Source organism: Paenibacillus sp. FSL R7-277 (assembly GCF_000517965.1).
GTDB classification, from domain to species: domain Bacteria; phylum Bacillota; class Bacilli; order Paenibacillales; family Paenibacillaceae; genus Paenibacillus_AQ; species Paenibacillus_AQ silagei.
On the sequence record NZ_ASPX01000054.1, the window covers coordinates 78,605 to 90,817 of the forward strand.

General features: G+C 52.9%; 10 protein-coding genes and 1 pseudogene. 10 read left to right on the forward strand and 1 reads right to left on the reverse strand.

The window, feature by feature from the left end:
• Positions 1-5 precede the first annotated feature (5 nt).
• Positions 6-905 (forward strand): hypothetical protein, encoded by a 900-nt coding sequence (locus C173_RS16580; RefSeq protein ID WP_200869553.1) that lies wholly within the window; start codon positions 6-8, stop codon positions 903-905.
• Positions 906-917: 12 nt separating this feature from the next.
• On the forward strand, positions 918-1,406 hold the full coding sequence (locus C173_RS16585) for a flavodoxin domain-containing protein (protein ID WP_036726515.1): 489 nt from the start codon (positions 918-920) through the stop codon (positions 1,404-1,406).
• A 614-nt stretch (positions 1,407-2,020) separates the two neighbouring features.
• On the opposite strand, the gene C173_RS16590 is transcribed toward C173_RS16585, so the two are convergent.
• A complete protein-coding gene (locus C173_RS16590) occupies positions 2,021-2,956 on the reverse strand; it encodes a Gfo/Idh/MocA family protein (RefSeq protein ID WP_036726516.1) in 936 nt (311 codons plus the stop codon).
• Between the two features lie 116 nt (positions 2,957-3,072).
• Here C173_RS16590 and C173_RS16595 point away from each other — a divergent pair, with 116 nt between their 5' ends.
• The 8 genes and pseudogenes from C173_RS16595 to C173_RS16630 form a co-directional block, all read left to right on the forward strand.
• Positions 3,073-4,014, forward strand: coding sequence for a helix-turn-helix transcriptional regulator (locus C173_RS16595; protein WP_327196458.1), 942 nt, complete (start codon positions 3,073-3,075; stop codon positions 4,012-4,014).
• Between the two features lie 259 nt (positions 4,015-4,273).
• Entirely contained in the window at positions 4,274-6,064 is a 1,791-nt protein-coding gene (locus C173_RS16600; protein WP_162174697.1) for a cache domain-containing sensor histidine kinase, read from the forward strand.
• Positions 6,057-6,824 carry a response regulator transcription factor gene (locus C173_RS16605; RefSeq protein ID WP_036726522.1) on the forward strand — a complete coding sequence of 256 codons (768 nt, stop codon included), beginning with the start codon at positions 6,057-6,059 and terminating at the stop codon, positions 6,822-6,824. Before C173_RS16600 ends, C173_RS16605 begins: the two co-directional genes overlap by 8 nt.
• A 130-nt stretch (positions 6,825-6,954) precedes the next feature.
• Positions 6,955-8,244 (forward strand): ABC transporter substrate-binding protein, encoded by a 1,290-nt coding sequence (locus tag C173_RS16610; protein ID WP_036726523.1) that lies wholly within the window; start codon positions 6,955-6,957, stop codon positions 8,242-8,244.
• An 86-nt stretch (positions 8,245-8,330) separates the two neighbouring features.
• Positions 8,331-9,023 carry a hypothetical protein gene (locus C173_RS16615; RefSeq protein ID WP_036726525.1) on the forward strand — a complete coding sequence of 231 codons (693 nt, stop codon included), beginning with the start codon at positions 8,331-8,333 and terminating at the stop codon, positions 9,021-9,023.
• An 18-nt stretch (positions 9,024-9,041) separates the two neighbouring features.
• Positions 9,042-9,956, forward strand: coding sequence for a carbohydrate ABC transporter permease (locus C173_RS16620; RefSeq protein WP_036726527.1), 915 nt, complete (start codon positions 9,042-9,044; stop codon positions 9,954-9,956).
• Positions 9,940-10,788 (forward strand): carbohydrate ABC transporter permease, encoded by an 849-nt coding sequence (locus tag C173_RS16625; protein ID WP_036726528.1) that lies wholly within the window; start codon positions 9,940-9,942, stop codon positions 10,786-10,788. Before C173_RS16620 ends, C173_RS16625 begins: the two co-directional genes overlap by 17 nt.
• Before the next feature lie 16 nt (positions 10,789-10,804).
• Positions 10,805-12,154 (forward strand): annotated as a pseudogene (locus C173_RS16630) (FAD-dependent oxidoreductase); the annotation flags it as partial.
• Positions 12,155-12,213 lie beyond the last annotated feature (59 nt).

Below are 12,213 nucleotides of genomic sequence, written 5' to 3' on the forward strand. Positions count from 1 at the left end.
TTAGAATGAGCCATAGACGAACCATTACCTTTTTAACGTGGATGGTGATAGTGCTTGGTGTTGTTGCGTCAGGCATCGGGCTATTTTCAGGGGAAGGAGCTGAGAAAGGGGGGAGCCATCCAATCTACACATCCATCCGGGGAGAACAGATTGAATTGTACGGAAGCGGAATCTACAAGAATGATTCTTTGTCCGCAGCAGCCCAGGCGATCGCTCAGGATGGCGTTACTTTAGTGGTGGGTATTCCTTTGCTGCTCGTATCCCTGCTGCTGAGTCTCAGAGGAACGATCCGGGGTCGGCTGCTGCTTGCCGGAGCGCTCGGATACTTCACCTATACCTATGCTTCATACAGTTTTCTGGCCATGTATAATGATCTGTTTCTGGTTTACGTCTTGCTGTTCTCGGGCAGCTTATTTGCATTTATTTTGGTCTTTCGCTCGGTGGAGCGGGAGGGGGTGTTGATGAAGACGAAGCTTCCGGGGGTAAGCATTGGCTTCATCCTGCTGCTGATCGCCTTCCTGATTATTATGCTATGGCTGGGCCGGATTGCCGGCGGCTGGCGGAATGGAACCGCACCTGTTGGGCTTGAGCATTACACCACGCTGGTGATTCAGGCACTGGATTTAGCTGTATTGCTTCCGCTCATGGTTCTGACAGGGGCATTGCTCGTCCGCAGGCAGTCTTATGGTTACCTTCTGGCTCCAGTCGTCCTGGTAAAAGCCGCCACCCTGCTGACCTCCATCTCCTCGATGATGATTGGGATGCTGAGGGCAGGAGTTCATGTCTCGATGGTAGAGTTGATCCTGTTCCCAATCTTCAATCTGGCAGTCATCTGGTGTCTCATTCTTGTACTGCGCAACGCGCAGGAACCCGCACCACCTGCAAGCCCATTACCTATAGAATAGAGGCGGACTTAAGTGAGCAACCGGATATTGATCGTGTATGCAAGCAAATACGGATGTACGGAAAAAGCCGCTTTACTGCTGCAAGCCAGGCTGAACGCGGCCGAAGTGGTGAATCTGAGAACTGGCAAGTTGCCGGTTCTAACTGGCTATGACACAGTAATCCTAGGCGGCTCCATCTACTATGGCAGAATCCGGAAGGAGATGACTGCATTCACAGCAACGCACAAGCAAGAGCTTTTAACCAAACGGCTGGGATTGTTCATCTGTGCAGGAATGACAGGGGAGAAGGGGGAGGAGGAACTGAAGCAGGCTTACCCTGAGATTATCTACAACAAGGCGCTTGCCAGGGAGATCATGGGCGATGAGATCTACCCGGACCGGATATCTGCGCTCGATAAGTGGATTATACGTATGGTAAAAGGCAAGGAGCACAAGACCGGAGGCGGGCTGTCCATGGATAAGCTGGAGCGTTTCGCGCATACGATATCGGCAGGCGAGTAGGGTAGGGGACGAGGGATAGTTGTAATAAGCAGGGACTGCAAAGTAACATAAAAATAATTATGTTAACTTGAACCATATCCCCTCACCGATTAATCGCCAAACGTCTAGCCCCAAACATCGCATGATGATTTAACATAAATCTACCCCCTATAATTATAATATTTCATTATATGAAAAATTCATAATAGGAAAACAAAATTACCTGCTCTCCTAATTACTACGCTTAAATCCGGCACACCACATTAACTTAGCAACTAACAAAAGGAAAAAGTAAGGCCCACCCCCTGCCAAAACAGGTTCTCGCTGTCAACCCGGGCGAGGTTTCGCACCTGAATCCTGAAACACGTGGAAAAATGTATCTTGTATCAACGCTTTCCGATTGATTTCCTTAAGCAATTGGAAAAACAGCATCTACTGGAGGCAATTATGCTTATTTGCGGGGAAACTGCCTGAAGAAGTGCCATTTTTCCAATTGTTACCCCATCCTGGGCGATTCGATCTTCAGCAAGTGGAGAAAATCCAACTAAGTCCCTCTCCCAATACAACTTTCTGAGGAGCTATTTGTTAAGCCTGCATAGGCCAGGCTTTGGCCGGCAGTGTCAGAAGACTCTACTTTAAATAAGCTGATCCGTCATCTTAGAGGCCATATCCACGGACTTCAGTGCAGATTGCAATGACAGTTGGGAGAGGGTCCCGTTCTGCAAAGAGAGCAGGGCATGCCGCAGGCTTTTCTCATAAGGATTGTTCGGGATTACCGGGATAGCCGTCTTGCCCTCAGAAGTATAGCTGGTCAGGCTGGCTTCAACCTCTCCGTTCGCAGCATTGGTCTCATGAAATACCAGCTTGCCGCGCTCGAAATACGCTTCGTAACCAACCGTGAACGGGTACGCTTCCGGCATCTGTGAAGAGACGGTTAACTGCGCACTAACACCGGCCTTCGCGAAAGAAGCATGAACCAGCGCCTGACCGTCCATACCTCCAGAGGTCCCCCAGACGAAAGTGGGTACAGGTGTGTCAAGCAGCCACGCGATAGCATCCAGGTCATGAATCATCAGATTGGCAGCGATGGCGGACAGGCCCAGATCCCCCCACACCGGTGCGGTCTCCCTGCGGAAGCTGACATGCAGCAGTTGGCCGTAGGCGGATTCACGGGCGGATTGTTCCAGATATTCATAGGCATAATCGAATTTGATGAATTGATTGACGAGGATTCTGCGGCCATACCGCTGTTCGGCGTCCAGCAGCTCCCGTCCTTCTTCAGGCTCCAGAACAACCGGCGTCTCGCAAAAGACATGTTTTCCCCGTCGCAGCGCCTCTACCGCATAGATCTTATGTAGCGCAGAAGGCAAACAGAGATCGATGACATCCACTCCGGGATCAGACAATATGTCCTCGATGGATGTTGTAATCTCTACCCCCAGCTCTTCCTTCAGTTTCAGCAGCTTGTCCTCATTTCTCCCGAAGACCACGATCCTGTTCACGAACTCCATTTGCTTCAGCAGAGAGGCGTGATACGCCCCGAATCCAGTTCCCAATATGCCAATATTCATTTGCAGCAGCTCCTTGATTTTGATACATTCATCTTAACGCAGTATTGTTGACAACAGAGTGGCAAGAATAGATGAGGAATAAGAAGGTTTGGGGGAGACGCATGCGGCTGCACCGATTGATTGCTATACTTTTACTGCTTGAATCCCGGGGCCGGATGAAGGCGAACGAGCTGTCCATCGCCCTCGAAACGTCTGTCCGCTCCATTTACAGAGATATCGATGTTTTGGCGGAGTCTGGAATCCCGCTGGTCAGCACCACCGGGCCGAACGGCGGGATTTCGCTCATGGAAGGCTATACGGTGAATCTGCGGAGGCTGCAGGGGGAAGAGGTGGTCCAGCTTTTTTTGACCGGGATGGGAATGCCGGCGGGCGGTTCAGGAGAGACCAGTCTGCTGCTCAAAAATGCGCTCCTGAAGCTGGAAGCAAGCTTACCCGCACCCTACCAGGAGGATATCCGTACCGCGCAGCGCCGGTTTCTGTTCGATGATACGCCGTGGTGGAGCGGTCAGGTAGCGGTGCCATATCTTGAGACTCTGCGCACGGCGGTGTGGCGGGGGCGGAAGATTACGGCAGATTATCTTAAGGTGAATGGAGAGAGCTCGCTGCGGAAGCTGCAGCCCTATGGACTGATCGTGAAGCAGGGGGAGTGGTATCTTGCCGCCTATTGTGAGCGAGCAGGTGGGGTCCGAACATTCAAATGCGAACGGTTCACTGCCGTTACTTTGTTGGACGAGACCTATGCCATCCCTGAGCAGTTCTCCCTCCAGGCATACTGGAGTCAAGCAGAGCAAGCCTTCGTTCAGACCAGCAGAGCGCGGGAGTTCTATCCGGTGGTCATCCGTACCCGTGTTAAGAATGAGCAGATGTTGCAGGGGCTGGAGGTTATGAATACCGGATCTGATGGAGATGCCTGGCTGTTTACTGTGAATATGTACGATTATAGCTCGGCCTGTGCGAGGGTGCTGCCGCTATTGGTTCATGCTGAAATTGTGGGGCCGCCAGAGCTGAGAGAGTATGTCAGCAATCAAGTACGAATGTGGGATAAAATGTATAATTGAAATAAGGCGACATAATCAACATTATGTTAACTTATTCTACAATCGAAGAGTGAAAAATAATAAACCCCAGACCTTGCTTTTCAGCAGGTTTGGGGTTTATTGACTTTGTTGAACCGTACCTTTTCCAAACATAAGAGGATAGAATTCAATTACGGAACATTATACGATAAACTGTATAGAGGTTTGGATGTCAGATAACTTGACAAAAGGAGGGCATGAGATGCTGCGGGGGCTGATCCTACGGTTGAGAAGAAGTAAAATGCGTACCAGACTGCTGCTCTTGTTCACCATGCTGACACTGCTGCCGTTAAGTGTGCAGGGGATGGTGACGTACCGTCATTTCTCCTCCACCTTGAACGAGAAAACAAAGCAATATACGGTGGATGTCGCCGGACAGGCCAACGCCAATCTGGACAGGCTGCTTAAGGATCTGGAGCGGTTGTCGCTGATGCCTCTGTATGACGAGCAGGTGTTATCTATTCTGGCTAAATACGATGGTCCTATGGGCTCAGGCACATGGGCGCTGTCGGACGATTATCAGAAAATGAAGCTCTATACCTCTGCACAGGCCTACGATCGTCCTGAAATCCGGGGTATCCATCTGCTGAGCAACAGCGGAACCCTGTTCTCCAACGTGGAGCCGCTGGCGGTCAACACCTCATGGGATGGCAGGCATGACGAATGGTTCAGCGCCCTCAAGCGGTCAGACGGCGAATGGATCCTTCTTCCTCCGCATCATCCGTCTTATTATGCCGGAACCGACCCCTCATCTTATATTTCGGTAGCCAGGGTGATCAAGGAACCCAGAACGCTGAAGCGTCTGGGCTACATACTCATTGACGCTAAGCAGTCAGCCTTCGGCTCCGTCTTCTCTAAGCTGAAGATTGAAGAGTCTACGAACCTGATGATTATCGACGGAGAACAGAGGCTGCTGTATGAGCAAAAGCCGGATAACGGGCAGTCGGCCTACGGCGAGCTTATGGGCTCCGGGCGGATCAAGGAGCTGCATGGCGGGGAGCGGGAGAGGCTGGGAGGCACAGATTATTTGTTTGTCAGCCATAAGTCCCCGTATTCCGGCTTATCCGTCATCGGCCTGACCCCCATTGGAGTCATGCTGAAGGAATCACGTGCGATGATGATTTTTACGTTATGGCTTGCCCTCTTTTGCCTGGTGACGGTGCTGTTGCTCGCTTATGCGGTATCGTACCGGATCACCCTCCCTCTAGTGGAGCTCAAGAGCAATATGTCCAGGGTGGAGCGGGGGGATTTCAACATGCGGGTCAGTCCGCTGGGGGGAGATGAATTCGGGCAGCTCGGGCGCGGATTTAATAAGATGATGGAGGAAATCAACCGCCTGTTTCATGAGGTACTCGTGATTGGACTCCGGGAGAAGGAGGCTGAGCTGTCTGCCCTGCAGAGCCAGATCAACCCGCATTTTATCTATAATACGCTGGAATCGATCAATATGATGGCCGTTCAGCGCAGGCATGATGAGGTATCCGATATGGTATCCGCACTGGGCAAGCTGCTTCGCTATACCATTGACAAGGCCGGCCGGCTCGTGTCGCTGGGAGAGGAAATCGCGTTCGTAGACTCCTATGTGCGTATCCAGCAAATTCGTTTCGGCGGTAAGCTGACGGTGCATAACGAGATTGAAGAGGAAGTGCAGCATCTACGCATTCCGAAGCTCACCATTCAGCCGCTGGTGGAGAATGCCATCGATCACGGGATCGCCGGACGCGAAGAAGGCACGATCTGGGTGTCAGCGCTGCGTTTTGACAACGAGCTATTGATTACGGTGCGTGACGACGGGAACGGCTTAGAGGAGGAGGAACTCACGGCGCTGAACCGGGAGATCGAACAAGATCCTTCCATGGATTCGCTTCGGCGCAGTGAGGAGGAAAGTCTGGGGCTGCGCAATATCGGCCAGCGGATCAAGCTGCTGTACGGGGAAGGCGGGAGTCTCACGGTTGACGGAAGTCCGGGGCAAGGGCTGGCCGTGACCATTACGATAACGATACCGGAATCAGGGGGAGAAGAGGATGTATAAAGTGCTGCTCGTAGAGGACGAAATCGTGATTAGACAAGGGATGCGCGAGTTGATTAGCCGGTCGGCACCCTTTTTCGAGGTGACAGCTGAAATGCCGGGCGGACGGGAGGCGCTCCTGTACTTAAAGTCCGAGCTGCCGGATGTGATGATTACCGATATCCGCATGAAGGAAATGGACGGACTGGCGCTGGCCGAAAAGGTGAAGTCGATGTATCCCGGGCTGCTGGTCATTATTGTGAGCGGATACGGCGAATTTGAATATGCCCAAAAAGCCATTGAATACGGTGTCCTCCATTACCTGCTCAAGCCGGTCGAACGTCATGAGCTGGTTAGTGTGATGGAAAAAGCACGGCTGCTGCTCGATAACCGTCATGGCATATCTTCCCTGGAACAAACGACAGGCCCGCTGCGGGTGGAGAGCGGAGGAGATACACGCAAGATCATACGGGATGTTAAGGAATATATCAGACTGCATATTGACGGTGATCTGCGCCTGCAGACGGTAGCTTCCCATGTCAATCTGAACGCTACGTATCTGAGCCAGCTGTTCAAGGGGGAGGCGGGCTGCAATTATTCAGACTATGTAACCGATTCCCGGATGGAACGTGCGAAGTGGCTGCTCAGCCATACCCAGCTCAAAATTTATGATGTCGCCCGCCTATCCGGCCATCAAAGCCCGAAGCATTTCATGCTGGTATTTAAGCAGCAGACGGGGATGACGGGTGGAGAATACCGCAATCAATTTAATAGTCAAGAGTGAAGTGTTAGTTAATCTAACGTAAAACATAAATATAACGAACCATTCCTGTATTTTGGATGATTTCTACAGCGAATACGTCTCCTTTATACTGAAAGAGTCATTAAAACTAACATATCAAAGGGGGATATTCATGAAAAAAGCAGGAGCAGTGCTTCTTTCAGCCATGCTGCTGGGTTTAACGGCAGGTTGTGCCAAGCCCGCAGCAAGCGGAAATGCCGAGAGTTCCGGGAAACAGGAAGATGTGGAGTTAAAGTTTCTAATGTGGGGCAATCAAGGGCATATGGATGTGTACAACAAGCTGATCAGCCAATTTGAAGCAGACAATCCGGGCATTAAGGTGACTATGGATTCGGTGCCATTCACGGATTATCAGCAGAAAATATCGGTGCTGGCCGCAGGGAAATCCCTTCCGGATATCGCCTGGGTCTCGGAGCGGATGATCCCGCAGTTCAAGGCTAACGGGATTCTGGCGGATGTCTCCTCCTTCAAAGACGATGCTTCCTTTAACTTGGACGATTATATTCCGAGCACACTAGACTTGTTCCGGGACGGGGATCAATTGCTGGGCCTGCCGTTCTCAACACCGCCGGTGGTCATGTTCTACAACAAGACATTGTTCGACAAGGCGAACCTGACAGACCCGAATACGCTGGCCTCCGAAGGGAAATGGACCTGGAAGACCTTTGAGGAATCGGCCAAAGCAATTGCTGTCAAAGACGCTGGGGGCCGGGTATATGGCGCGAATTTCTTCCGTGACTGGAAGACCTGGGCGATTCTATCTTCGTACGCGTGGTCTTATGGAAGCGGCCCGTTCAATGAGGATCTGACCGCGTTCACCTGGAATGACCAGTACGGCGTGGAAACGATGGAGCTGCTGGAGCGGATGATGTATGAGGACGAATCCCACCCGAAAGCAGGCGAGCAGATCAGCTTCGACGCAGGGAATCTGGGCATGTTCTTCGACAACTACAGCTATGTCTCGAAAGCGCGTGACATTAAAGGGTTTGAATGGAGCATTGCTCCGATGCCGTCCGGCTCCGCAGGCAGTGTTCCGATGCTGGGCCAAGCAGGTTATACGCTGTTCAAGGACAGCAAGCATCCGGAGGAAGCCAAAAAGCTGCTCAAGCTGTTCGCCAGCCAGTCAGGCATTGAGGCGACATCCACTTATTTCGTACCTCCGCGCACATCGGTGCTCAATTCTGATGCGTTCCTGAATCAGCCGAACAACCCGCCAGCTGAGCACATCGTGCAAGCGGTTATCGATGAAATGCCGAAGGCGCGCATCATTCCAGGCCACATCCGCTGGCAGGATATCGACAATGCGGTGCTGCAAGGCTTTGACCGCCTGTTCGGCAGGTCCGCGTCCGCCAAGGACAACATGGCGAAGATGCAGAGCGATGTCGAGGCTATTTTGAAATAAGATTCCGGGCATGGGGCCGTCAAGTGGCGTTCAGCAGAGTGCGGCGTCCGGCTAGACGGACCGCCCGAAATGGGGAGCGAAATACAATGGGTAAATTGAAGCAAAGATTGGAGCAAAGCGGCTTGTCCTTGATCATCAGCCTTCCTGCCAATGATGTAAGACTGGCAAAGGCAGCGCTTGAGGAAGGCGCGGATGCATTGAAGGTTCATTTTAATGTTGGCCACCGGGCCAGTGGTACGCATTTCGGTCCGCTTGACAGCTATGAAGACATTTTTAGCGAGATCCGCTCTACCTTTGACGGTCCCTTGGGGGTAGTTCCTTCAGGCAGCTTAGAAGGTGTGGCGGAAGAAGAGATTAGGCGGCTTGCTCCGCTCGGGTTCGATTTCTATTCGATCTATGCCCATCATCTGCCGTCCTTCATGCTGGAGGATCACGGCTTGGATCAGACCTTTGCCATTAATGACACCTATGATCTTAGTCAGGTTCAGGCAGGGGCGCAATTCGGGATCACGGCGCTTGAAGCTTCAATTGTGCCTGGCAGCGAATACGGTACGGCCCTCAGCTTCGCAGACCTGCTGAAATACCGGTATCTGGCCGACCATTCCGGTCTTCCCGTGCTGGTGCCTTCCCAGCGTAAGCTGGTTACAGGAGATGTACCGTCCTTGCAGCGCGCGGGAGTGAAAGCGATCATGTTAGGCGCGGTGGTGACGGGCAAGACAGAGGATGAGCTGCGGCGTGCGGTTAGCTCGTTCCGTGGTGCAATAGACAAATTGAGCTAGGGGGCGGTGAATTCCGGCATGAACAGAAAGGTCAAGAGACGAAACAAGGGTCCGCTTGCCCGCGAGGCACAGGTGACCGGATGGCTTTTTATATCGCCGATGTTGCTTGGTTTCACGTTATTATTGTTATTTCCAATGGGGAAAGCGCTCTATATGAGCTTAAATGACTGGCCGCTGCTTGGCGGGCACCGGTTTGTCGGTCTGGATAATTACAAGGATATTGCGGTGGACCCGCTGTTCTGGAAAGTCTTCGGCAACACGGCTTATTTCACGCTGGGTCTGGTGCCGTTTAACATTGTGCTGGCTCTGATGCTGGCGCTGCTGTTATCCCGAAGCCTGAAGGGAATCGGCATCTTCCGCACCGCGATCTTCGTTCCCGTAATGACTTCGCTGATTGTATGGTCCATCGTCTGGAAGTATATGTTCGCCACCGATTCCGGGCTGATCAATCAGCTGCTGATGTTGTTCAACATTAAAGGAGCCGCCTGGCTGTATGATGAGAGACTGGCGATGCCAGCCGTTATTGTGACAAGTGTACTGAAGAACGTGGGCCTAAATATGGTGTTATTTATCGCTGCGATCCAGCAGGTATCGCGTTCGTTATATGAGGCGGCTGAGCTGGATGGGGCAGGCAAGACCAAAACCTTTTTCAACGTGACCCTTCCTATGATTACGCCCACCGTATTTCTGACCGTGGTGATGACCGTAATCGGCTCGCTGAAGGTGTTCGGCCAGATCTATGTCATGACCCAGGGCGGACCGAGTAACAGCACCAAGGTGCTGGTCTATTACATCTGGGAAAAAGCGTTCAAGCTGTTTCAGATGGGCTACGCTTCGGCGCTGGCATTTGTGTTGTTCTTTGTCGTCTTGATCTTGACTCTGCTGCAGTGGCAGCTGCGAAAGAGGTGGGTATTCAATGAAGGCGACGCCTAACAACAGCAAAAAGTGGTCTGTAGCAGGAGTGTATGCTGCATTAACGGCGGTATCGCTGATTATGCTTGTTCCGTTTCTGTGGATGCTGTCCACTTCCTTCAAACGGCCGCAGGATATTTTCACCTACCCGCCGCAGCTGATTCCGCCGGTATTCCAGTTTCAGAATTATGTGGATGTCTTTACACTGATCCCGTTTCACCGCTTCTATTTTAACAGTGTCTATATCTCGTTTGTCGTCGTGGCGGGAACGGTGTTTTTCGCTTCGCTGGCCGGTTATGCTTTTGCCAAAATTCCCTTCACAGGCAGAAATGCCGTGTTTCTGGTGCTGCTCAGCGCCATGATGATCCCGCATGAAGTGACGGCGATCCCGATGTTCCTGTTCATGCGCGACCTGGGCTGGATTGACACGCATCTGCCGCTGATTCTGCTGCCGATCTTCGGCGCAAGCGGCGTGTTCGGGATCTTCGTGATGCGGCAATTCTTTATTACCGTACCCACTGAGCTTGAGGAGGCGGCGATGATCGACGGCTGCAGCCGGTTCCGCATTTACTGGACAATTATGCTGCCGATTGCCCGTCCCGGCATGGCCACACTGACGATCTTCACGTTCGTGTCCATCTGGAATGAGTTCTTCGACCCGCTTATTTTCATTAATACGCGTGAGCTGATGACCTTGCCGCTGGGATTATCGTTGTTTACAGATGAAGTGGGCACTTCCTGGCATTATCTGATGAGTGCCACTGTCATGGCAACCGTGCCGCTGCTGATCGTCTTCTTCATGGCGCAGAAGCGGTTCATCGAGGGCGTAGCCATGACGGGGCTGAAGGAATAGCACACACCGAAAAGGAGTAGATGAAATGAATCCTGCAATAGAGGCAGATGTCGTTATCGTAGGGGGCGGGCCGGCAGGAATCACGGCGGCCATTGCTGCCGGACGGCTGGGGGCACAGACGGTGCTCATTGAACGTTACGGATTCGTGGGCGGGATGTCTACCGCTGCTATGGTCTATCCGTGGATGACCTTTCATACCGATAGCGGCGAGCAGGTTATCAAGGGCATCGCCCAGGAAATTGTAGACCGGCTGCAGGCAAACGGCGGTTCGCCGGGCCACCTGCGTGATACGGTAGGCTTCGTGCATACGTTGACACCGTACCATCCTGAGATTTATCAAGTGGTAGCTACAGATATACTGCGCGAAGCCGGGGTGAAGCTGTTGCTGCACAGCTTTGTGGATGAGGTGATAGTCATCGGCGGCGAGATTGAACATGTGGTGGTGACCAATAAATCCGGGCGTACGCCTGTAGCGGGGCGCATCTTCGTGGATTGCAGCGGAGATGCCGATGTCGCCAAGCTGTCCGGGGCCGAAACGCTGCAAGGCCGGGAGGGGGATAACCGTTCCCAGCCGATGACGATGAAGTTCAGAATGCGCGGCGTTGATCTGCACAAGGTCAAAGCGTATATGATCAGCCACCCCGAAGAATTCTACAGCAAAACGCCGATTTCCGAGCTGCCGGACCTGCCGCTCACCGGGGTAAGCGGATTCTACTCGCAATGGAAACGGGCTGAGGTGCCGATCAACCGTGATCAGGTTTTGTTCTTTACCGGTCCTGCAGACGACGAGGTGCTGATCAACTGCACCCGTGTCCAGGGGCTGGATGCAACGAATGCGGAGGATCTGACCTTGGCGGAGCAGGAGGGCCGCAAACAGGTGCTACTCATGTCCGAGTTTCTGAAGCGCGACGTTCCAGGCTTCGAACGGGCCTCGATCTCAGCGGTTGCGCCGCAAATCGGCATTCGCGAATCGCGGCGGATTAAAGGGCATTACCTGCTAACCAAAGAAGATGTCATAGAAGGCCGGAAGTTCAGTGATGTCATTGCCCGCAGCGGCTACCCGATCGACATTCACGATCCGTCCGGCAAGGGGGTAACGGCCTCCTTCATCGCCGGAGACGGCGCGTACGATATTCCGTACGGTTGTCTGCTATCCGCCAATGTGTCCAATCTGCTGGCCGCAGGCCGATGCATCTCGACCTCGCACGAAGCGCTGGCCACCACCCGGCTGACGCCAAGCTGCATGGCCACGGGCCAGGCGGCCGGAACGGCCGCGGCGCTCGCGGCTGCCGCAGGGATGAAGCCGAAGGCGCTCGATATCCTTCAGCTGCAGGAGCAACTGAAGCGGGATGGAGTAGTTTTATAGAGCTGCGGAGCGGGAATGTAATCGGAAAACCGATTACATTAGGCACTGGGATGGTCCGT